Source organism: Paenibacillus sp. HGF5 (genome assembly GCF_000204455.1).
In the GTDB taxonomy this organism is placed as follows: Bacteria; Bacillota; Bacilli; order Paenibacillales; family Paenibacillaceae; genus Paenibacillus_AQ; species Paenibacillus_AQ lautus_A.
Map to the genome: position 1 here is coordinate 63,605 of NZ_AEXS01000056.1, position 21,841 is coordinate 85,445.

A 21,841-nucleotide genomic window follows, 5' to 3' on the forward strand; every position below is an offset into this window, starting at 1 on the left:
TCTATGGTCTGTGATTGAAAAAATGCTGAAGCTCTTCCGCCAAATAGGATCGAATCTCTTCCTCGCCGCCCCGCTCCATCAGCTCGATCAGCTCGGAGCGAAGCAGCATGGCGCTGATTTCGCTGAGCACCTCCAGGCTCTCCTTCGGGAGCTGCTTCGGTGCCAGCATCAGCAGAATGACGCCCGCCTGGGCCCCATCCTCAAGCGGCGCTCGATGCGCCAGCCTGAACAGGGACAGCGAAGGCCAGGTGATATAGCGGCTTCGCGTATGGAATAAAGCCAGCGTCGTGTCGGGAATAAGCTGGGTACCCATCCGTTCGCGTTCAAGCAGGCGCTCCTTCACCATCTCCGCATCTCGGACAGCCCCTTGCTCATATACCTTGGCCAAAGCCTCGTTCAAAGTGCCCTGCAAATCATTCTGAAGATTATCCAGATGGTAGACATGGAAGCCGTCCAGAAGCGATACGATTTCGTTCATCAGGGCGGCCTGCATGCGGAGCCGCTCGAAAGATGCAGCTTTACGATCTTCCTCGATTCGGCTGATTGCAGCCCTGCTGCTGGCCGGCTCGAAGGATGTGCTCTGGATGAATCGAAGCAGCGCCTCTTTATCATCCGCCGTCAGCAGCGGGCTTAATCTTACATATCGATCCTTCGGCAGCGGCAGATCAATGGTCGATATGATGAGATCGTATTGCTCCTTCGGGATCCGCGCCGCTTCATACCACGATACGTTGCCGAGCACCTCGATCTGCGGCATCTCCTTGTTCAGCCGGGTCCCGAGAAGCCTGGAGGAGCTGAGACCGCTGGAGCATACCAGGATGGCCTTCAGATGGTGTCCCGGCTGGTTCAGCCGTTCGCTCGATGCTCCGAAATGCATAACCAGAAACCCGATTTCTTCATCCGGGATGCTTAAATCCAGCTTCAGCTCGTCGACCGAGCGCCGGACGACCCCGAACAATTCCTCATAATCCTTCCGAATCGGACTGAGCAGCGGATTTCGGATCCGGGTCCCTTCCCGAATCCGTTTCAGTGCAGCCCCGATGTGCTCCACCAGACCTGCCCGCAGCGTGCGGTCCTCCTGGAACGGAATGCCGGTGCGCCCCTGAACCCGTTCGATCAGGCGATGGGCGATCTCCACCATTTCCACGTCCGCATGAACCAGTTCGCTGACCTCGGACATGTTCTTCGCCGCCTCAAACAAATAGGCGATATAGATCATTTCAGATTCGGGGAAAATCATCTCCAGTTTCTCGCCAAGGCGACCAACAAAATCTCGCGCCTCCTCGACGGAAACAGAGGAAGGAAGGTATCCCGCGATATCGGCAGCTTCCATGCCCCGTCCCCGCTTGATCCTGTTTACGGAAACCGATAACGCGATCAGCGTCGAAGTGTAGGCACTCTCGCTAAGATCTTCCGTCCAATCCCAATTCATATCCCACAAGGTTTTCTCTACATCCAGCAAAGCCGGTTTATCGATCATGGACAGCAGCCGGGCCGTCACCGGTTCCCGCGTGTCGCTGTATCCGTCACCGACAAGATCGGAATAATCCAGATATTCCTCGGCGAGCCTGCCAATCGCCCTTCGCCTTACGCCTTCCCCGCCGTCGATTTCGATGCCGTAGCCCCGGCGCCGTATGAGCTTCAGGTTAAACCGCTTCATCCACGGCTCCAGCTCATCCAGATCATTGCTCACAGTCGGAACGGTTACCTTCAAACTATGGGCCAAAGCAAACAATTTGATGGGCTCATCCGCCTCAAGCAAAGCGCACAGCATGAGGATTTTGCGTTCTTCCACGGAATAATCGGCCGGCTTCCCCGCAAGCAGGGATCGTCGCAGCAGGGACAACCCTTCGGGCTTCTCTTCTTCCAGCCGGATGCCCGTTCCCGACTTTTTGAGAAGCACAACGCCCGTACCTTGCAGGTCTTTCTCGATCTCCTCCATTTCCCGGTGAACCGTCCTGACGCTGACCCCAACGTCAGCGGCTATTTCTGCAGCCGTCATGCCATCGGTCCTGCTCATGAGGAGCAGAAGGATTTGTCGCTGGCGGGCAGTAATGTGTCCCAGATCCATGGCTCCCTTCTTCATGAAATGGAGACAACGCCGGCGTAAATACGCCAGCGTGTCATATGGTTCAAACTTATGTTAGTCTTTGAGTCGTTCCACCAGCTCGTCATATCTCGGACTCTTCAGGAAGTTGTCGATCGAGATATGCTCGGCATTCGGATTCTTCGCGATGGCACGCTCGGTGAGGGTCTTCTGGGTAATGACGATATCCGCGTCATCCGGGATTTCGCTTACCGCCGAATTCACAACGGTAATATTGACGCCCGCTTGCTGCAGTTTCTTTCTTAGTACCGAGGCGCCCATCGCGCTGGAGCCCATGCCGGCATCGCAAGCGAACACGATTTTATTCACGTTCTCTTTGTCCAGATTGGCCACAGCCGCGGAAGCCGGAGCCACCTGGTCGTTCATGCCGCCGGTTTTCATTTCTTTCATCTTGGCGGATGCTTCTTCCAAATTCGGTTCTTCTTCTGTTTGTTTACCCGTTTTCAGCAGCAATACTGCTACGATAAAGGAGACAATCGTTGCAACAAGGACACCGGCCAGTACCGGAACCAGGCCGCCCTTAGGCGCCATGGCGAAATAAGCAAGGATACTTCCCGGCGATGCAGGTCCCACGAGTCCTGCCCCAAGAATCTGGAAGGTGAACGTTCCGGCAACGCCGCCCGCAATAGCGGCCAGAATGAGAACCGGCTTCATCAAAATATACGGGAAATAGATCTCATGGATACCGCCCAGGAAGTGAATCACAACCGCCCCTGGCGCGGAGGATCTGGCAGAACCGCGTCCGAAGAACCAAAAGGCGAGGAGAATGCCCAATCCAGGTCCCGGATTCGATTCCAGCATATACAGAACGGATTGGCCGATCCGTGCCGATTCCTCCGTAGCGAGTGGACTGAAAATCCCGTGGTTGATCGCATTATTGAGGAACAAGACCTTCGCCGGTTCAATGATAATGTTAACCAGCGGCAGCAGGTTGGCATCGACCAACACGTCAACGCCTGCTGAAAGCACCTTGGTAATGCCCTGTACAAGGGGACCAATACCGGTGTATGCCAGCAGCGTCAGCGCACCGCCGATAATACCCAGCGAGAAGTTGTTCACCAGCATCTCGAAGCCCGATCTGATTTTGCCGTCAATCAGCTTATCGAACTGCTTCAAGACCCAAGCTGCCAGAGGACCGACAATCATGGCACCGAGGAACATCGGAATCTCTGCTCCGACGATAACGCCGATCGTGGCAACCGCACCGATAACCGCGCCCCGTTTGCCGTGGATCATTTGTCCGCCCGTATAACCGATCAAGAGCGGGAGCAGGTAAGTGATCATCGGGCCAACCAGAGCTCCCAGCTTCTCGTTCGGGAACCAGCCGGTTGGGATGAACAGAGCCGTAATCAGGCCCCAAGCGATAAACGCACCGATATTCGGCATCACCATGCCGCTAAGGAGCCGGCCGAGCTGCTGAACCCTTACGCGAATGCCTTTGGAAGCGTTTGTATTTGTCTCGTTGGACATCGTACTGACCTCCTAGTCATATTTGAAAATAAAGCTGAATGTTGTAGTGTTGCTTTCATCTGACACCTCTATGTTAAGTCAGCCCGGCAAAAGGCTCAACGAAAGGAAAAGCGGGTTTCGTCAAGAATATTGTTGACAAATTTTAAATGGATCATGTCATCCTTATGAAAATGCAGTCCTGACGCGGTTTCATTCGTAGAACAAGCCCGCTCCTTGATCCTGTATATTCCAAGTTTCTAGCGAAGGGACGTAATTTCACGGATTGCGTATACCCTCGTCATAAGTTCACAACATGCCTTCGGTAAACTAAAGCCATCTCGGCTAACATCGTGAATCGAAAATCCAACATTCTGGAGGTATCTTGCGACATGAACATACGAAGAAGAAATAACATGGGCCTGCCAATGCTCTCTATCATACTGCTGGCTTTGCTCGGCGTTCCCCGCGTCATTGCCCACGATTTGCAATGGGTCGATCCCCACGGGATCATCAACCGGCTGCTTGTCTTCATTCCCCCGATCGTCTGGATACTCTATGTACTCCGCAAGCGGCATCACGTTCAACATCCTTTTCTGCCCTTAATGGCCATCGGAGCCGTCTATGGGCTCTTTCTTGGCATCACGCATCAGCTGTTATGGAATATGGCCTTCGAAACGCCGCCGGCTTTAGGGGGCAACCTGGCCGACCTCCCTGAAGCAGCCAGCGGCCTTTTGACCCGAGCTTTCGCCTTCATCAGCAGCATCGTGACCGGTACCGTCGTCGGCATCGTCTGCAGCATTGCTGCCACGGCGCTTCATCCGCTGGTGAAGGGAAGATCGAGAGGTTAGCCATAACAGGCTGATATCAAAAAGAAACGTCGAGAATCTCTCGGCGTTTCTTTTTCTTCAGCAAGCTTTTCTTTCTATACAAAATGAGACAGCACGAACACGGCCGGCGAGTTCCAATAAATAGCCACCTCATTGGTGGAATAGCTCTCCATCACATCGGCAAAAGAGGCTGCGGGCGCCCTGCCGGCCAAGTGCTCACGCGCATAATCGTCGTGAAGTCCCTTGTTCGGACCGCCGGAGACGAGGCCCGGAACCGGCTCCTCCACGCCGTCGCCTTCGGAAGGACGGTGATGGGGATGTCGGATCGGTCTCGCCCCATATCCGGTAACATAACTTGTCCCCATCACGTTCGCACCGAATACATAGTGCACATGCTCGTGCACATGCCGCTCATAGTCTTCGGAACCCGACAGTCTTCCCGCCACCAGCAGGAGCATCGCGTGGTTCATGACCAGCATATTGCTGCCCCAGATATATTGATCCGGCAGAAGCGAGAGGCCATAGCCGTCCCGATCGCTGACAGCAGCAAGCTTATTCGCACGCCGCAGCAAGCCCGCCATCAATTCTTGCGCCAGCTCGGGCTCTTCTTCCTGCTCCGACATCAGATAGGCAAACGTCCCGTACCCCCCCATGTCCGCCCATCCCAGCTCGTATTTTCCGAAGGAGTCCTGCTTGGCTAAAGCTTGGAACGCCTCATGATATAGCGTTTCCCCCGTTGTACGGTATAACTCTGCCGCTGCCCAGTACCGTTCGTCCGCATCCTGGCCATCGCCATATTCGCCTGTAGCGATATCAGCCGGATTGCGGAAGCCCGGCTCGTCGGGATGCTCCTCCAGCCATGCCCAAGCCCGCACCGCTGCCTTCAGGCAGCCCGCGGCGAAGGCTTCATCATAGGGAGAATAGATCCGTGCCGACATGGCCATGATACCGGCAAAACAGCCGGTTGCCGTTGCGGAGATCGGCGACAAGTACAGCGGGAGCGTATCGTCTTCCGGCATGACATCTCCCGCTGGAAACTGCAGCGTCGTGAGCTTATGGAACACGCCCCCCGATTCCTCATCCTGCATGCGCTGCAGCCAATCCAGCTCATACCGGCATTCATGCAGCACATCCGGCATGCGGCCGTCGCTTTCCGGCAGCGGCAGCGGCTGGGCAAACGCTTCGGGGTACAGCTCGAAGGCCAGCAGCAAGTCGGCGGCGGCTTTGGCGCCAGGCACGACGTACTTGCCATAATCCCCGGCATCATGCCATCCTCCCCAAGCATCCACCCGCCGCGATTCATGTCCATGAACGATGGCCGGCGTGAGATGGCAGGCTTCATGCTTCCAAGGCCCCGCATGCGGCTCATCCAAAGCTGTCCCGCACCGGAAATAATAAAACGCTTTCAGAATTGCTCGGTGGGCATCCTCATATACATCGTCGGCAATGACAAAAGCTTCCGACGACTGCCCATCCTCCATCTCGATTCGATAGGTACCGTGTGCTTCCCATGCCGTAAAATCCCCTCTGCTTACCGTCTGCCCGCTGGACGCATCCTCTATGGCAGGCGCCGTCTGCCCCTGCCAAACGACCTCGCCATTTCGCGCATTGACGATGCGAAACCGTCCGCCCTGACCGGCAATGACGGCAATCTTGGCGTCCCGGCCCCGATAACCTAACTGGTTAACGGCAATACCCTTTTGCTGTACGTGCTCCATGTTCATCCCCTCTGCACATCCCTTTCGATTATCGTTTCATTCGAAACTTCCATGCTATAACAGTTCGCTGGGGCCTGTCATTTCCCTCTCACCGCCATCGAATTTGTCCTGTTCATGCAAGCAAGCCCTTCCTGCATGGAGGAAGGGCTTGCCGTTTGCATGGTTCCTTAGATTTCATTGCGTCTTTGTTTTTGCGATGGTCATTCAGCCGTCGACTGCAAAATATAGCCTTTTCCGCGGATGCTCTCAATGGCCAAAATATCTCTGGTCTTCTTGCGGACCCGGTAGATCAGCGCATTCAGCTCCTCCGAGCTCACATCCGGCACTTCGTCCGTCCCGTAGCTTCGCTCGGGCCAGACGTATGCCTTGAGCTGCTCCTTGGACACGAACTGTCCTTGGTGATTGACGAGCAGCTCTATGCACTTGTACTCTTTTTCCGAAAAAACGTACACGTCCTCGCCGTATACCAGCTCCTGCTTGAAAGGATTCAGCTTAAGCCCGCCGGAGCCCTCAACCGCCGCCAACTGCTTGATCAGCGGGGTAATGTCCATCGTCTCATCCATGCTGAGGATGGAGAAGGACAGCACGATCAGATCTCCCGCAAGCACGATGGTATCTCCATGCTGAAGGGGTATTTCATCATGGGGAGCCAGCCGTGCCTGATTAACGAAGGTGCCGTGCTTGCTGTTCAGATCCTTGATGCTGAACTTCCCGTTTCGATGCAGCAGCGCCGCATGCCGCCGGGACACAAAAATATTGTCAAACGCGATATCCGGATCAAAATGCTGGCCCTTGCGGCCAAGCACCGTGATCGGTTTGGTCAAAGCTATAACGTCTCCGCGCTCGTAGGGATTTCCCCGCTCCACCATCAAAAAGGAGGATTTGTCCATCATGCTCCCTCCTGTTCCCATATACTCGCTCATTCGTATTTGTTAGTTCGTTATTATGCAATTGTTATGTTCCAGCCATTGAGTATGCGCCCAAAATCACTAAGATTTAATGTAGAAGGATATAAATAGAGAACTTCGTTTAGAGACAGAGAAAAATATAAATCTACTATTGCATATTGTATACGATTTTGGGGGATTGGATCATGCGAAAACTAAAAAGATGGAAGAAAATCATGCTGTTTTTTGTTGTGCTGTTTGTATTTCTGTTCGTTAACAATTCATCTCTGTTCACCAAAGACCGTGACGGCGAGCCGCTTCTGCTGGCGCATCGCGGGCTTGGGCAGACCTTCACGATGGAAGGCATTAAAGCCGACACGTGTACCGCCTCCCGCATCTATGTGCCGGAGCACGCTTACCTGGAGAACACCATTCCGTCCATGAGAGCCGCCTTCGAGGCAGGCGCCGATATTGTGGAGCTGGATATCAAACCGACCAAAGACGGCCAGTTCGCCGTGTTCCATGACTGGACGCTGGAATGCCGCACCAACGTGGAGGGCTCGGTCAAGGATTATACCATGGACGAGCTGAAAAACATAGACATCGGGTACGGCTACACGGCCGACCAGGGAGCGACTTATCCTTTTCGGGGAAAGGGAGTCGGGCTGATTCCGTCGTTAGACGAGGTGTTGGAGGCATTCCCGGACGGCGCGTTTCTGATCCATATCAAAAGCACGGATCCTGAAGAGGGAAAACAATTGGCCGATTATCTGTCCGGTCTGCCGGTGAAGCGTCTTAGCCAGCTGACCGTTTACGGGGACGACCAGCCGATCCGCACGTTAAAATCGCAGCTCCCCTCGCTGCGCGTCATGTCCATGGATACGCTCAAGAGCTGTCTCGTATCCTACGCCGGGGCCGGCTGGAGCGGCTACCTTCCTTCGGTTTGCCGTAACACCCAGCTGCATATACCAGATAAATATGCCCGTTATTTATGGGGATGGCCGGATAAATTCCTAAACCGGATGGACAGCATCAATACGCGGGTCATCCTCGTGGCCGGGGGCGGCGGCTGGTCGGAGGGCTTCGACTCCGTAGCGGATTTGGAAAGGCTGCCGGACGACTACAGCGGCGGGATTTGGACGAACCGGGTCGACGTTATCGCCCCGGAGCTGACCATAAAGAAGACGGAATAAGTCGAAGCATCGCTTTCGTTTCAATTCATGAATATAGGCGGGTCGAAAGGCCGCATAAACCGGAAGATCCGCCATCTAAAAAGCCCCCTCTCGCTTGCGGGGCTTTTTTTTATTTTCATAGGGTCAAAGGGCAAAGTTTTTAGGGTGTTTTTACCGATGACTATTAATAGGGTCTTTTATCCTAAATTCATGCTGCATTCATTGAAATATATAGGAGTTGATATTTTGGCCAGGGAAACAGAAAAAAAGGGAATGGCCTGGTTTAAGAATGCCCGCTCGAACCAGAACCAACCCGAGAAGAACAGCGCCGAACACCAGGAAATTGCCGTAACCATCGAAGAAGAGCCGGCATATTCCGCGGAGCCTGAACTGCCCGCCGCGGAGAGCAGCAAGCATCTTTTCTCCAAGGACAACCAGGACAAAATCGGCCTCGACGTCATCGTTTCGATCGAGAACATGCTGAAGGAGCGTCAATTGCTGTCCTATAAGAACAAGGGCCTGGAGGATCAGCTATTTACCGCCAACGAGACGATCAACCGGTATAAGCACGAACAGATCAAGCGCGATCAGCTGGTCCAGGAGAAGAACAAGGAAATCCGCGAGCTCGAGAACGTGCTGACCAACAAACAGATGAGTTACGACCAGCTATTGGAGGATTACAAGGAATACCAGCTGACATCGAACCTGGCGTACGAGAAGCTCTCCAACCAGCTGGAGACCGAAACCGCCAAGTACAACAAGCTCTACGAAGAGTCTAACAACACCCAATATCAGAGCATGCTCAAGATCAACGCTCTTGAAGAGAAGGTGCGCGAGCTGGAGATTGCAAACCAGAAGTATGCGGAGCAGTACCAGAACATTCTGGACGATAAAGCCAAGTTGATGCAGACCATCAATGATTTTACCGAGAAGATGTCCTTCTCCTTCTCGCCAAAAACATCGGCTCCCAACACACCATCGGAATAAGCATAATCACTGCATGAACATCTAGAGAAAGGAGGGCCGTCATGTCTGACTCCTATGGAAAAGTCATTGAGCTGCTGGCGATCGAGAGGGATACCGAGGCTTTCGCTCTGCGAATCAAGCTATCCTTCTCGGAATCGGCGGAGCTGTTGTGGTTAACCGATCATGAAACCATAGCGAATATAGCGACCGTGTCGGAATTTAACGGGGTTCACAAATACCGATTATCTTTACATACAACATGGGATGCCATCCAACAGCAATACATAGGCTCCATTACGCGTACATATCGTGACCATGGCGAGCGATTCTCATTTGCTTGCTCCGTTCACTTCAGGAACGAATTAGAGGCGATTAAAGCTATCCGGCATTTGGACGATGTATCTACCCTGTCCTTCCTGTCTGCGCCTCCATCCGAACCGGATCAGTCCGAAGAGGTGCAGACCGATGGAAATCGAAACGCCACGCGCCCTGCAAGGAAGCGGCATCGGCTTCCGCTTAAGCTGGCAAGCGCAACCTTGATGAGCTTGATTTTTGTAGTATTGCTAAGTTCATTTAATTACTCGTACCCGAGTGACATCCGGCATGAAGCTGCGATAACCGCCGCAGCGGAGGTTGAAACGGTCATCCAATTGCTTGCCGAGAACCGGAATGCGATGATCGCCAAACCTGTATCCGCCTCCGTGGAGAAGGAAGCTGATAGCAAACCGAGGAAGGAGATCAAGACTTCGGCTGCCGTTCCGCAGCTGGAGCTTAAGGATTTCATCTCCTACAGCATCCCCAAAGGGTATGTCGCCCTTACGTTCGATGACGGGCCATCCAAGCATTCCATGGATATCATGAACGTCTTGAAGAAACACGAGGTTGGCGGGACGTTCTTCTTTGTCGGCACCAATGTGAAAAAACATCCGGACTACGTCAAGGCCATCCATGCCAACGGGTACTCCGTCGGCAGCCATTCGATGACCCATAGCCAGATGCCAAGCCTTACTTATGAAGAACAAAAGGCGGAACTGACCCGCGCAGCCGATCTCATTGAGCATATTACCGATGAGAAGCTGGTGCTCTTCCGTCCGCCTTACGGTGCCTTTGATGACCGGACCGAGGCGTTAAGCCGCCAGCAGGGCAATAAAGTGGTGCTCTGGAACCGGGATCCCGAGGATTGGCTGACCCGCGACGAGGATAAAATCCTGGATTATGTCCAGCATATCGAAGCTTCAGGCTCCATTATTCTCCTGCATGAATCCCAGGCGGTCGTGGATGCGTTACCGAAGATCATTAAGAGCCTGCAGGATCAAGGACTAACCATTGTCAGTCTGCAATAATCGCTGCGCTTATACAAGAAAGGCTGTACCTTTGATGATTTGGAGCTTCCAACATCAGGTACAGCCTTTATTAGTGTTGTATAACCGTTCCTACAGCCAGGGGCTATGTTCACCGCCGCCCAGTCTTTCCTTGAAGGCTTTAACCTGTTGAATATCGAAATAGTATGGTCGAGGTGAACCTATGACAAACCGGATTTCAACGCGCAAGAAAGTCCTACTTGCGATCATCATCGTTCTTGCCCTTGCCGGCATCGTCCTTATAGCCTGCTGGATCACCCAGAACAAGGAGAATCCTGACGTGACCGCAGCGTTCATTGAAGAGCATATGACAAACGATAACGGTACCATTGCCACCTATCTTAAACCCGCTGCTTCCGAGAATCCGGACATCGTTGCCGGTCGGGAAGCGTTATCCGAGTCGCTCGGGCTTTGGATGCAGACTGCCGTGGTATCCGGCAATCGAGCCCGGTTCGACGACAGTGTCCAGCTTCTTACCACCTATTTTCTTAATCAGGAGCAAGAGCCTTATATCCAATGGAAGCTCAGGCCGGACGGTCAATCCGAAGTCACAACCAATGCGTTAGGCGATGATCTGCGCATCCTCGATGCCCTGCTGAATGCATTCAATCGCTGGGGCGAGGAAGAATACCTTCAATTGGCAAAAAAGATCGGGTCTGCACTCCTTGCGGTTCAAACCGAAGATTACCTCGTCGATTATCATGATTTTGCACGGGATGAATCCGCCGCCGCGTTAAGCCTGGTCTACATTGACTTATCGGCACTGCGCGAAATGCATAATAACGGAATCCTATCCTCCCAGGATTATGAACGATATCGAAACCTGCTCGCTCATATGCCTTCGGACGGCGTTTTCTATCCCAAAACCTTTCACATCGGCACCGGCCAATATGAATACGACGCATCGGTCAATCTGATCGACCAATTGATCGTTGGCATCCATCTCGCCGAGATGAATCATCCGCCAACAGATCTTATAGCGTTCCTGAAGGGAGAATTCCGCCAGCATCAGCGGCTGGCAGGCCGCTACACCCGTAAAAGCCGCAAACCGGACGCGGATTACGAGTCGCCTGCCGTTTACGGCCTGGCCATCATTCTGGCGCTGCAAACCAAAGACCTCCCATGGGCGCAGCAGCTGCATGAACGCATGCTCCAACTCCGGGACCAGGATCCCGCTTATCCGGGGGGATACGTGTTTGACGGGAATACGCATGCTTTTGATAACCTGTTTCCCTTGCTGGCCGAGACGCTGTTCGAGCAGTCCAAATGATGATTCTGCCATCTTCTTTGGTATGGTTACAAGCTGTCGATCAGCATATACACACCGGTAAAGATCAAAATGATATAGGTAAAGATCTGAAACACGCGCTGGTTGATGACGTTGAATAAACGCTGTCCGATAAACAGCCCGATGAATACCAGCGGCAGCGCCATTCCGCTTGATACCCAGACCGTCTTGGACGTTCCCGCCACGATCACCTGAATGATCAAACTCAGGGAGTAGATGAACAAATAGAAGGCCAGGGTCGTCCCTCTCAGTTTGGCCTTCTGCGTATCGGTGCCCGAAAAATATAACAGCAGGGGCGGACCCGGCATGCCGATGCTCGTCGTTAGAGAACCTGAGAGTCCTCCCACCGCCAAATCCCTGCCGCGGCTTTGGTTTATTCTAAACTTCAGCATCAGCATGACGGTCAGTGCCAATATGATCAGACTGACGCCCAGCTTCAGATAGACGATATCGATGAGCGAAAAAACAACGATGCCCAGAGTGAGACCTGCCGCGCTTCCGATCACCAATCGTTTAAGGATGCCGTAATCGATGTCCTTGCGGATTTTGGCAATCAGGGCAGCCGATATGACAAGCGATAGAATCAGATTAATCTGAATGGCCTCGGCGGGCCGGAACAACAACAGGAGAAACGGCGTAGCCAGGATGGAGAACCCAAAACCGGTACTGGTCTGGAGAATCGACGCCACGAATATAATAACCGCAAACAGTATGATATCCACGCTGCACCTGCTTTCTTCACCTATTCGGGGAGCTTCTATACGAAGCAAGCCCATCCTGTCATTGTACCATAAGGCCATCACGAGACTGCTCCTCATTTGTTGCCGCAATAGGCTGCAAAAGCCCTGGTTAGACGAGAAAAACCCTCCTTGATGGAGGGTTTTTGCTGCTGCTATTCATGATGGAACCGTGCTAACACATCTTAACTCTTTTTAACGAATTCCGATTTCAATTTCATGGCCCCGAATCCTTCGATCTTGCAATCGATATCGTGGTCGCCGTCAACCAAACGTATATTTTTCACTTTCGTGCCTATTTTTAATACGGATGAGCTGCCTTTTACTTTAAGATCTTTGATTACCGTTACGGAATCGCCGTCGGCCAGTACATTTCCGTTCGCGTCTTTAATGACCCTAGCATCTTCATCATGCTCCGCTTGGGACCCCGGGGTCCATTCATGAGCGCATTCGGGGCAAATCAGGAGGTTCCCATCCTCATATGTATATTCTGAATTACATTTCGGGCAATTCGGCAAAGTAGACATCGTTTCGTTTCTCCATTCTTTTTTACAATAACTATACCCTATATCCGAAACAGATGCCCGCTATATACTTCCGCCTCTGAAAGATTAAGCCTTTCCGCTCTCAATAGAAGAGAGCATTGATATCAAAACGGAGGGCACCCAGAACTGGGTGTCCTCCGTTTTATGTATCCCGTCCATACCTATCCTATCCTAAGCTTTACCCCGTAATGATCGACTTGGCCTTCTCCAGCGCGGAGATGACCTTATCGCACCACGCATCAAACTCTGCGTCCTCCCGCTGATGTTCCGGGTGGGCTAAAATATAGTCCACGGTCTGCTTGATCCCTTGATCGGCACGGATGGTTGCCACGAATTCAGGGACCAGCCGCTTCAGCTTGCTGTTATCGAACACCACCGTATTCGCTTTGTCTCCCAGTAACGACCCGCGGAAATCCTGCGTGCTGGTAGCATCCAGGAACTCGGAAGAGACATGCACCGCATTCAGCTGTACGCCAAGGGCATCCGCAATGATTTCATAAATTTGATTCCAGGTGAGCGACTCGTCAGAGGTAATATGCACCGACTCCCCGATGGCATGGATATTGCCCATCAGGCCGATGAAGCCTTTTGCAAAATCGCGGTTATGCGTCAGGGTCCACAGCGATGTCCCGTCTCCATGAATAAGGACCGGTTTATTCTCCAGCATGCGCTTCACGACCTGCCAGCTTCCCTGGCTGCCGTGCACGCCGAGCGGAATGGACCGCTCATCGTACGTATGGCTTGGCCTTACAATGGTCACCGGGAAGCCATGCTCCCGATACTGCTTCATCAGATAATCCTCACAGGCTATTTTGTTTCGGGAATACGCCCAGTATGGATTGGATAAAGGCGTCCCTTCCGTAATGCGATAATCGGATAGGGGTGTTTGATAGGCTGAAGCCGAGCTGATAAAGATGAACTGTTTGGTTTTTCCTGCAAATAGGCGGTAATCCCTCTCCAAATGGGCCGGCTCGAATGCAATAAAGTCGGCTACAGCATCAAAATCGAGATGCTCAATCAGTTTCGCTACTTGGTCTTCGTCATGAATATCGGCTTGCAAAATATGTGCGCCCTCGGGCAACGTGTCGTTTCGGTTCCCTCGATTGAGCAAGTATAACTCGCATCCTTGTTCCAGCAGCTGCTTCGTAATCGCCGTGCTGATCGTTCCGGTTCCTCCAATAAACAACGCTTTCATAAACTGCACCTCCGGTAGCAATAATGAGAAGACTGACTGCAACTTGACCTTCTATCCTTTACGATAGCATGGGCACGGGTGCATTACAATTTCCAAAAAGGTTTGAACCGCACAGGACTTTGAGCAGAGGGTAGAGCAGGAAGCATTAGAGAGGTAGAGGTCGTGCGCGAACCGGCATGAGGCTAACGTGCTGTTTTGTAACGCGCAGAAAGACTCCCGTCTGCTTGCGGCAAGCGGGAGTCTTTTCGTTTCTAATAATGTCGCATGCTTAGGTTATTTCACCCATTTATGCAGCAGAGGCCCTTCCTCTCCAAAGACAGGATCCGTATCCGGAACAGGCACGCTTTGGATTTCGTTGATCGCCTGGGTCCGATCCGTCGGGTTCCGCTCCCTCATGTTCGGCGTATTCCCTTCGGGATAGGCACCAATCACTTCGAAGTCGGGCGTACTGGTAAGCTTCATATGTGCAGTACCCGCCGGTAAGACGATCACGTCACCTGTAGCAAGCTCCAACCGCTCCCCTGCATCCCCGCCCACAAGGACGGTCGCGCTTCCGGACCGCACGCCCAAGACTTCGTGCGTATTGCTGTGATAATGATGGTAATCGTATACGCCGCCTGACCAGCTGCCGCTCCAGTGATGCCGTTTAAAGGCTGCCTCCAACCCGCTCGGGTCATCCGCGAATACCCCATTATACACAATGACAGGCAGGTCGGGATTGTTGGGAACCTCTCCATCATCATTCACGAAAAATGATCTGACATGTACTTCCACGGTCATCCGCTCCTTTCGACTCATTGTTCACTCGTGTACCAGTACCCGGACCAAGCGTGTCTCAAACAATCTTCTTGCAAGAAAATTTCCATATAACCCGCCATAAATAGAAAGGAATCGGCCCAGATTCTCTGTATTATATTCAATAGTTCTTTAGTCCGGAAAAAATGATTGCCAACCCAGAACCTGGAACTATATTATAGAATCACGAATCCAGCGAAAGAACTGGATTACGGTATACATCAAAACAAGGGGGAACATGCTTGAAACACAAATTAATCGTAAAAGTGATGACCACAGCAGCATTGCTGAGTGCTTGCGCCTTCCCTGCGCACGCAGCTCCGACATCGCTTACGGACATCTCCAATTCTTATGCAAAGGATGCTATCCTGGAGCTTGTCGACAAAGGAATCATCAATGGGAAAGGCAATGGCACGTTTGATCCTACCGGTAAGATTTACAGGCAGGACTTCGCCATTATCTTGGCCAAGGCTTTGTCTCTGGACGTAACATCAGCGCCTCCGTCACCAACATTCAGCGACATACCGGCCACTCATTATTCTTACAAATTCGTGGAGGCTGCAGTCAAAGCCGGCTTAATCAAAGGCCAGGGCAATGGGGAATTTGGCTTAGGAGAGAACCTGTCACGACAGGATATGGCCGTCCTATTCATCCGGGCTCTCGGTGTAGATGCAATCGGAAAGGCTGCCGAACTGGGTAATTTGAATTTCAGCGATGCAGCCTCAATCTCGAACTACGCGAAGGATGCCGTTGCTGCCGCCGTTGAACTAAAGCTGCTCAATGGCCTAACGGACGGCTCGTTTAATCCTGCCGGCAGTGCGGACAGGCAATCGGTAGCCTTAGTAGCAAGCCGCTTCCTAAAAGCCAAGGACGAGCTCCCTCAAATTCCCGATACGACACCGGAACCAGGCAATCCAACACTTCCTCCAGCCACTGAAAAGCCTGTGGCACCACCTACTACCAATAACAATTCTAGCGGCGGCGGTTCTACCGCTCCAAGCAATCCCGGCACGCCCAGCCAATCCGATACGACACCACCTACGGTGACCATGGTTTCAACCTCTCCGGTCATGGCTGATCTGCACGTTATCGTTAAAAGCACCGAATCAGGCATCGTGTATCTTGTTCCCGCTTCAAAGACAGCCACTACCAAAGCCCAACTGGAATCGTTGGTGGCCGAGAAGCTCGCTAACAAGGCAATCGTAGCCTCCGCCAATGCGGAAACCGCCATCACAACAACCCAATTGGCCTTGGGCGGCTATAAAGTCTATGCAGTGGATTCTGCAGGCAACGTATCTGCGGCTACCTCCACGATCGTGCTGCAGGCACGGGTGATGGAACAGCCTACCCTTTATTTTTCCGATCAGCGCACCCTTGTATTCGCCTATAACGAGAACCTGAATCCTCAGTTTGTTCCTGCGGTTGAGGACTTTTCGGTTTATACCGAGGATGGAACTCTAAAATTCCCGAAAGCCATAGAACATGTACGCATCATAGAGAATAAAGTGGAGATCGTGCTTGCGGAGACATTACCGCTCGGGAGATCCGTAAAAGCAGCCTTTAACCCTCTTGATTCCGGTGCTTCAGTCGGCAGCCTCACGGGAAAAATTTCCCCTGTTGTAGGTCCCGCATCCGTTACTTATTTACCGGACAACGTAAAGGAAATGCTGGACGATCTGATTGCGGAAGCCATGACATTGATGGAAAGCGCCGAGATCGGAAACACGTTGGGCAAATATCCGCAAGAGGCGGTCGAAAGCCTTAACGGGGCGATTCAATTCGCATCATCCGCAGCTGAGAATCCGGATGCAACACCCCAGACTCTCGCTGAAGGTTATAACAGTCTGTCTACCTTTATGGGAGCTTTCAGGAACCTTCAGGTTAAGCCGTTAACGATATCGCTTGCCCAACAGGATGACGTGTTTATTCTGAACAGCCCTATCAACTCTGTAAGCAGCTTGGTTACAATAACAGACGATGTTTTTAATACTCCGGGTGACACATACACCAAGCGGAACATTAAGAATTTGGTTCAGGTTCAGCGCGATGGAAACCATGCACCTATTCAATATCAATACAATGACGCCCAGCTAGCATTCGACATCATTCAGAGTAGTGAAGTGATTGGTCATATTGAGATCGAGTCTACCGATCCAACCATTGTGCAATTGACCAACGAATCCCATTATGGAATTTCGGTGAAGCCTACTGCAAAAGCTGATGAATCAGTACAAACTTCACTCATTTTCAAAGTGATTGAGAACGACAATGAGACAAGTCGGGTGGAGTTGCCCGTAAAGTTTGATCTAACGGCTCCTACGGTAACCCAAGCCACCTATGATCCCTATAATGGGCTCTTCACTTTAAGAATAGACGAGGCTATTAATAATGACATATATAATTTACAAACGCCATTATCAATGAATATCGCGCATTCACCAAGTGGAGATTTCACCGATTTAATTCAGCTATCTCAACAAGATTTCTCTATCTCGGCAATTACCGGCCAAAAGGTCATTCACATCACTCTTCAGCCTTCGGGTATTGCCAAAATATCGACCAACCCGCCTGGTGGTAAATTCAAAATCAACGTCAACGGTCTGAACGATTTTGTTCGAAATCACAAGCCACAAGTTATTGAAATTGATGCATTCTAATTGCCATGAAAACATCCATTGAGGTTCGCGCTTACCAAGGCGCATTGCCTTCAGAGTTCAGCTCGTTGGTCCCCCCTGAGCTGCGGGATTATCTGCGCGTTCTGCCTCCGAACTGCATCGCATTGGGAGCGATCGGCGCAGGCATGCCGCTTGGACTTGCGATTGCAAAGCGGAACGGTACGGAATTGTCAGCCAACCTGCAAGCACTTGTCGTAACCGAACCCTGCCGACGGCAGGGGATTGGGCACCAGCTGTGCGGCATGCTCGAATCGCTGCTGAGGCAGCAAGGGATATGTTGGATCAGGACCGAATATTTGGGGTCCAGCCATGTTCCTTCGTTGGAAGCTTCCTTTCTTCAGTCATGCGGATTTCCTGAGCCTGCACCCGGTATCCATGTATGGAACGGTTCCTTTGACATCCTGAAAGAACTGCCGCGGATCCAGTCTCTGAAGCTGCCCGGCGATTACCTCGTTATTCCGTTTCAAGAGCTTACGTGCAAGGAACGAGTGGAGATTGCCAAAGGAAACGGCGACTGGTATCCGCCCATCCTGGATCCTTTTGCCGAAGAAGATTTGATCGACCGGCAGCGGAGCCTGGCATTGCGGTATCGGGACGCGATCATAGGCTGGATGATACTGGAGCCATTCCATGTACAAACCTTGCTCTTTAAAACGATGTTTGTGAGGCAGTCCCATCAACGAACAGGGCGCGGAATTGCGCTTCTGGCCGAGGCTAGCCGGCGAATTGTACGTGAAGGGCAATACAAAGATTGGATATTCTTCGTCGAAGCGGACAATGCGGACATGGTCCGATTCATGCAGCGGCGGATCCATCATCCGAATGTTCAGAAGGAGATACTATGGAGAACGGTCAAAGCACTTTGACCGTTCTCTTGTTGTATTCGGACATCCGCAGCCTGATATGTCATCATACCCGCTGCGCTATCGCCTGTTTCAACCGATTCAGCTGTCGAATATGATGACGATAATGCATCTCGATAAGCAAAAACCACTCTTGGGCATGCAATCCTCCGAACCGCGGGTGGGAAACGGTAGGCTTCAGGGATGCTTCTCCAAGCATCGGTTCGGTTTCTTTCATCCGATGGAGGACGGTGTTCATGCCTTGAACCAGCTGCTCTTTGCTTTCAGGCTGTTCCGGCGTATACTGTGGAGACGGTGGAACCTGAATGCGGATGGGCGGGAAACTGCCCTGTTCGAATATTGCCGCTCCCTGCTCCGTTTTTCCGGCCGGGGAAGCTGCCGCATCTCCATTCATCTTCAAGCACTGGTCGATGTTACGCAGATGCATATACTGTGCGGATTGAATCAAGTGCTGGTACATTTGCCCGATCGACCACTCGTCCTCTGCCGGCTTATATCTTAATTGCTCCTCACTGAATCCATCCAGCTCCTGCACATAAACCTTCACCGTCTCTTCAAAACGCTGCAATGCTTCCTTTGTATTCATATCAAAAACTCCTTCATCATCTTTGTACCGAATATACAAAAACGCTACTGACAACGTCATGTCAGTAGCGTTTAAACATCTTCTCCGCTTCGTCGCGGATTCGGTCTCGGAAGGATTGGGGTTCAAGCACAACGACAGCCGATCCCCAGCTCAGCACCCAATGCAGGATCTCCTCCGGACGGCGGACGCGAAAGCTCACAAGCAGTCCTTCCTCGCATTCCTCTAAAGTCTCCATATAATAGTTGCCGGCTTCCTTTACTCGATCCGCGATGCCATGACTTGCCAGAACCCGTACCAGCAGGTTGCGGTCATCCCGTGGCCGATAATTCTCCAAATGAAAATCCGGCGGCATCTCAAAGCGCTCCTCAAGGATCGTCAGATCCTTCATGCGGGACAACCGAAAATGGCGAATGCCTTGCCGGAGGTCGCACCAGGCAATCAATGTCCATGAGCCTTGAAGAAAGGCCAAGCCATAAGGGGCCGCCGAGCGAAAGCTCTTTCGGTTGCCTTTGGAATCCGGCATGTTCTTCACGTAATGGAATTCTAGCTTCCGTTCCTCAAGTATGGCCCTACGAACCGATTCCAGATAATCCCCCTCTTCTCCTAAAGCTGCCTTGCTGCCGGGAGCAAGGAGCCGCATGGTCTTTCGAACCCGGGCAGCGTCTGCGCGGACACGGTCCGGCAGAATGGACTCTATCTTCTTGCGGGAAGCCCTAGCCTTCTTGCCATATTCTGCGTCAAAGCGCTGCTCGACGAAATCCGTTCCTATGAGCAGCGCCACGGCTTCCTCCGCCGTGAACATGATGGGCGGCAGGAAGTACCCCTCCATTAACGAGTATCCTTGCCCGGGGGCTCCGATCACGGGTACGCCTGCTTCGCTAAGAGCCTGAATATCCCGGTAGATGGTCCGGACGCTCGTTTCGAATAGGGATGCCAAATCTTCGGCCCGCATAACCTTGCGCTGCTGCAGCTCAAGCAGGATGGCCAGTAATCGATCGGTCTTGTTCATTCTATATTTACCTCCGGAAGGACTTAAACCTCTCCCCAGTACACCTTCGTCTCGTAGTCAAAAAACACGCAGCCATCCTGCTCATTCCGTTCATAGATGGTTTGGAGCTCCTTCATCATCGGCTCGTAGTTCGGATGCCCGGGCAGGGGAGCATAAGATGACGAGTGAAGGCGGCCGCATAAGCCTTCATAATCGAATGTCTGCCGATTGAAGAATTTCGCCTCCTTCATATCTCCTGACCGGAAAAAGGCCGCAAGCGTTTCATTACCAATATTCTTCTGGTCCACTTCTTTATAGTCGGTGCCATAGGTAAGGAGCAACTGCTCATATGCCTCCAGGAACGGCGTTCCCTCCGTGAGCCTGGAATTCCATATCAGGGCAACCTTCCCGCCCGGCCTCAGAATCCGCCGAAACTCCGCCTGGGCCGCATGACGGTCAAACCAGTGAAAAGCCTGGGCGCTCACGATATGATCCACCGATTGATCGGGCAGTCCCGTCATTTCGGCCGAACCGGAAACCATGCGGAAGCCGGGCTCGCCGCCAAGGTCCGACTCGGCGGCTTCCCGCATCGCCTGATTGGGCTCCACGGCGGTCACATGACTCCCCCGTTTCAGCAGCAGCTTCGTGAATATCCCCGTCCCTGCGCCTATATCGGCGATCTCGCCATCCAGTCCCACCGTGCCATACAGATAATCCATGACCTCCTGCGGATAACTCGGGCGATACTTCGTGTACGAATCCACGCGATTCGAAAACCGTTCCTTGCTGTTCATCCTAAACCACGCTCCCATCCAAGATATAAGCGAATCCTGACACCAACGACTTACCGTTTCATTAGATGAAACTTCATTTCATTTTCATAACTCCATTTTATAGCAAATGCTGTTTAATCTCCAGTACTTGCTGCTGGAAGGGGCTTCCGACCTTCATCATCCACGAACTACAAAAAGCCCAGCCTCATCTGGTTACAGACTAAGCGGGCTTTTCCTTATCTCGTGGTCATTCGAATAGAACAAGCTGACGCTGCCGACGCATGAAAATGTCTTGGCTACCGTCCCCGTACAGCTTGGCCATGTCCGCCGAAAGCCGGCAATGCCTTGTGAAGTTCAAGGCTCATACTCGCTCAGCTTCCCTTCATAGATCAACTGCAGGCGCTCGCTTTGGCGAAAATCGTCCGGCGTCACCAAGGCAGGCAGCTTATCCCATAACCTTACTCCGGAGCGCTGCAGAATCTCGGCCACGAATTGCGAACAGAAATAGGAATTGCTGAATTCGATCGGTTCCTTCAGGGCGATGCCCAGGACGCCCAATATGTTATAGAAATACTTTTTATCCTTTCGGATAAAAGCCTGCAGGACCCGCTTCATTTTCGCGATGTCGCGTTCGGATACCTGAAGCTCATAGATCACGCAGGTCGTGTTGGGGTACTTGCTGAACGTTCCCGTCTTCAAATCCTCCTTCACGAACCCGCCGTTCAGGGGATTGTTCGGATTCTTCCTCCCAAAACTATATAACTCCGACAGCTCCCGGTTAAAGGAGATCGAGGCATGATTATAAGGCGCTCTCGTATAACCCTGAATGACTTTCGTAAAGAGCGTTCCGGTATTGGTAAGCAATATAAAGACCGATTGATCGTCTACCATTTACGAAATTTCCCCTTA

Annotated in this window: 19 protein-coding genes; 7 read left to right on the forward strand and 12 right to left on the reverse strand. The window is 52.2% G+C overall.

The genetic code is table 11. The features are described 5' to 3' along the window. Position 1: 1 nt before the first annotated feature. Together HMPREF9412_RS09250 and HMPREF9412_RS09255 are read right to left on the reverse strand one after the other, a co-directional pair. Positions 2-2,071, reverse strand: coding sequence for a BglG family transcription antiterminator (locus tag HMPREF9412_RS09250; protein WP_036671754.1), 2,070 nt, complete (start codon positions 2,069-2,071; stop codon positions 2-4). 72 nt (positions 2,072-2,143) lie between these two features. Then, complete coding sequence (locus HMPREF9412_RS09255; protein ID WP_009591133.1) at positions 2,144-3,577, reverse strand: PTS mannitol transporter subunit IICB; 1,434 nt, start codon at positions 3,575-3,577, stop codon at positions 2,144-2,146. 368 nt (positions 3,578-3,945) lie between these two features. Between HMPREF9412_RS09255 and HMPREF9412_RS09260 the strand changes: the two genes are divergently transcribed. Then, positions 3,946-4,404 (forward strand): hypothetical protein, encoded by a 459-nt coding sequence (locus HMPREF9412_RS09260; protein WP_009591211.1) that lies wholly within the window; start codon positions 3,946-3,948, stop codon positions 4,402-4,404. A gap of 74 nt (positions 4,405-4,478) precedes the next feature. On the opposite strand, the gene HMPREF9412_RS09265 is transcribed toward HMPREF9412_RS09260, so the two are convergent. After that, positions 4,479-6,101, reverse strand: coding sequence for a glycoside hydrolase family 9 protein (locus HMPREF9412_RS09265; RefSeq protein WP_036671756.1), 1,623 nt, complete (start codon positions 6,099-6,101; stop codon positions 4,479-4,481). Between the two features lie 200 nt (positions 6,102-6,301). Then, the gene (locus tag HMPREF9412_RS09270; RefSeq protein WP_009591169.1) at positions 6,302-6,994 is read right to left on the reverse strand and encodes an FHA domain-containing protein; all 693 of its coding nucleotides are present in this window, start codon (positions 6,992-6,994) and stop codon (positions 6,302-6,304) included. A gap of 200 nt (positions 6,995-7,194) precedes the next feature. Between HMPREF9412_RS09270 and HMPREF9412_RS09275 the strand changes: the two genes are divergently transcribed. The 4 genes from HMPREF9412_RS09275 (at position 7,195) to HMPREF9412_RS09290 (ending at position 11,757) form a co-directional block, all read left to right on the forward strand. Then, entirely contained in the window at positions 7,195-8,181 is a 987-nt protein-coding gene (locus tag HMPREF9412_RS09275) for a glycerophosphodiester phosphodiesterase family protein (protein ID WP_009591186.1), read from the forward strand. A 225-nt stretch (positions 8,182-8,406) separates the two neighbouring features. Then, positions 8,407-9,147, forward strand: a complete 741-nt coding sequence (locus HMPREF9412_RS09280) for a hypothetical protein (protein ID WP_036671760.1) — start codon at positions 8,407-8,409, stop codon at positions 9,145-9,147. 41 nt (positions 9,148-9,188) lie between these two features. Beyond that, positions 9,189-10,469, forward strand: a complete 1,281-nt coding sequence (locus tag HMPREF9412_RS09285) for a polysaccharide deacetylase family protein (protein WP_009591184.1) — start codon at positions 9,189-9,191, stop codon at positions 10,467-10,469. Between the two features lie 181 nt (positions 10,470-10,650). Next, positions 10,651-11,757 carry a glycosyl hydrolase family 8 gene (locus tag HMPREF9412_RS09290; protein WP_009591160.1) on the forward strand — a complete coding sequence of 369 codons (1,107 nt, stop codon included), beginning with the start codon at positions 10,651-10,653 and terminating at the stop codon, positions 11,755-11,757. A 26-nt stretch (positions 11,758-11,783) separates the two neighbouring features. Here HMPREF9412_RS09290 and HMPREF9412_RS09295 read toward each other — a convergent pair whose 3' ends face one another. The 4 genes from HMPREF9412_RS09295 to HMPREF9412_RS09310 form a co-directional block, all read right to left on the reverse strand. Further along, positions 11,784-12,497 carry a sulfite exporter TauE/SafE family protein gene (locus HMPREF9412_RS09295; RefSeq protein ID WP_036671775.1) on the reverse strand — a complete coding sequence of 238 codons (714 nt, stop codon included), beginning with the start codon at positions 12,495-12,497 and terminating at the stop codon, positions 11,784-11,786. A gap of 200 nt (positions 12,498-12,697) precedes the next feature. Continuing rightward, positions 12,698-13,039, reverse strand: coding sequence for a zinc ribbon domain-containing protein YjdM (locus HMPREF9412_RS09300; protein WP_009591139.1), 342 nt, complete (start codon positions 13,037-13,039; stop codon positions 12,698-12,700). 196 nt (positions 13,040-13,235) lie between these two features. After that, on the reverse strand, positions 13,236-14,252 hold the full coding sequence (locus tag HMPREF9412_RS09305) for an SDR family oxidoreductase (RefSeq protein ID WP_009591229.1): 1,017 nt from the start codon (positions 14,250-14,252) through the stop codon (positions 13,236-13,238). Positions 14,253-14,525: 273 nt separating this feature from the next. Next, positions 14,526-15,026 (reverse strand): cupin domain-containing protein, encoded by a 501-nt coding sequence (locus HMPREF9412_RS09310; RefSeq protein ID WP_009591225.1) that lies wholly within the window; start codon positions 15,024-15,026, stop codon positions 14,526-14,528. Between the two features lie 263 nt (positions 15,027-15,289). Here HMPREF9412_RS09310 and HMPREF9412_RS31675 point away from each other — a divergent pair, with 263 nt between their 5' ends. Then, a complete protein-coding gene (locus HMPREF9412_RS31675) occupies positions 15,290-17,704 on the forward strand; it encodes an S-layer homology domain-containing protein (protein ID WP_009591135.1) in 2,415 nt (804 codons plus the stop codon). A gap of 5 nt (positions 17,705-17,709) precedes the next feature. After that, positions 17,710-18,588, forward strand: coding sequence for a GNAT family N-acetyltransferase (locus tag HMPREF9412_RS09320; protein ID WP_009591197.1), 879 nt, complete (start codon positions 17,710-17,712; stop codon positions 18,586-18,588). A 43-nt stretch (positions 18,589-18,631) separates the two neighbouring features. On the opposite strand, the gene HMPREF9412_RS09325 is transcribed toward HMPREF9412_RS09320, so the two are convergent. The 4 genes from HMPREF9412_RS09325 to HMPREF9412_RS09340 form a co-directional block, all read right to left on the reverse strand. Next, the gene (locus tag HMPREF9412_RS09325; protein WP_009591134.1) at positions 18,632-19,171 is read right to left on the reverse strand and encodes a DinB family protein; all 540 of its coding nucleotides are present in this window, start codon (positions 19,169-19,171) and stop codon (positions 18,632-18,634) included. A gap of 61 nt (positions 19,172-19,232) precedes the next feature. Then, positions 19,233-20,180 (reverse strand): helix-turn-helix transcriptional regulator, encoded by a 948-nt coding sequence (locus HMPREF9412_RS09330; protein WP_009591224.1) that lies wholly within the window; start codon positions 20,178-20,180, stop codon positions 19,233-19,235. Positions 20,181-20,203: 23 nt separating this feature from the next. Further along, positions 20,204-20,953 (reverse strand): class I SAM-dependent methyltransferase, encoded by a 750-nt coding sequence (locus tag HMPREF9412_RS09335; RefSeq protein ID WP_009591145.1) that lies wholly within the window; start codon positions 20,951-20,953, stop codon positions 20,204-20,206. Positions 20,954-21,286: 333 nt separating this feature from the next. Continuing rightward, a complete protein-coding gene (locus HMPREF9412_RS09340; RefSeq protein WP_009591201.1) occupies positions 21,287-21,823 on the reverse strand; it encodes a hypothetical protein in 537 nt (178 codons plus the stop codon). Positions 21,824-21,841: the final 18 nt, after the last annotated feature.

What these genes read in the sequence shown, in the direction of transcription:
- HMPREF9412_RS09250 (WP_036671754.1), bottom strand. Translation starts at nt 2,071, where the DNA reads ATGGATCTGGGACACATTACTGCCCGCCAGCGACAAATCCTTCTGCTC.
- HMPREF9412_RS09255 (WP_009591133.1), bottom strand. Translation starts at nt 3,577, where the DNA reads ATGTCCAACGAGACAAATACAAACGCTTCCAAAGGCATTCGCGTAAGG.
- HMPREF9412_RS09260 (WP_009591211.1), top strand. Translation starts at nt 3,946, where the DNA reads ATGAACATACGAAGAAGAAATAACATGGGCCTGCCAATGCTCTCTATC.
- HMPREF9412_RS09265 (WP_036671756.1), bottom strand. Translation starts at nt 6,101, where the DNA reads ATGGAGCACGTACAGCAAAAGGGTATTGCCGTTAACCAGTTAGGTTAT.
- HMPREF9412_RS09270 (WP_009591169.1), bottom strand. Translation starts at nt 6,994, where the DNA reads ATGATGGACAAATCCTCCTTTTTGATGGTGGAGCGGGGAAATCCCTAC.
- HMPREF9412_RS09275 (WP_009591186.1), top strand. Translation starts at nt 7,195, where the DNA reads ATGCGAAAACTAAAAAGATGGAAGAAAATCATGCTGTTTTTTGTTGTG.
- HMPREF9412_RS09285 (WP_009591184.1), top strand. Translation starts at nt 9,189, where the DNA reads ATGTCTGACTCCTATGGAAAAGTCATTGAGCTGCTGGCGATCGAGAGG.
- HMPREF9412_RS09290 (WP_009591160.1), top strand. Translation starts at nt 10,651, where the DNA reads ATGACAAACCGGATTTCAACGCGCAAGAAAGTCCTACTTGCGATCATC.
- HMPREF9412_RS09300 (WP_009591139.1), bottom strand. Translation starts at nt 13,039, where the DNA reads ATGTCTACTTTGCCGAATTGCCCGAAATGTAATTCAGAATATACATAT.
- HMPREF9412_RS09305 (WP_009591229.1), bottom strand. Translation starts at nt 14,252, where the DNA reads ATGAAAGCGTTGTTTATTGGAGGAACCGGAACGATCAGCACGGCGATT.
- HMPREF9412_RS09320 (WP_009591197.1), top strand. Translation starts at nt 17,710, where the DNA reads ATGAAAACATCCATTGAGGTTCGCGCTTACCAAGGCGCATTGCCTTCA.
- HMPREF9412_RS09325 (WP_009591134.1), bottom strand. Translation starts at nt 19,171, where the DNA reads ATGAATACAAAGGAAGCATTGCAGCGTTTTGAAGAGACGGTGAAGGTT.
- HMPREF9412_RS09330 (WP_009591224.1), bottom strand. Translation starts at nt 20,180, where the DNA reads ATGAACAAGACCGATCGATTACTGGCCATCCTGCTTGAGCTGCAGCAG.
- HMPREF9412_RS09335 (WP_009591145.1), bottom strand. Translation starts at nt 20,953, where the DNA reads ATGAACAGCAAGGAACGGTTTTCGAATCGCGTGGATTCGTACACGAAG.
- HMPREF9412_RS09340 (WP_009591201.1), bottom strand. Translation starts at nt 21,823, where the DNA reads ATGGTAGACGATCAATCGGTCTTTATATTGCTTACCAATACCGGAACG.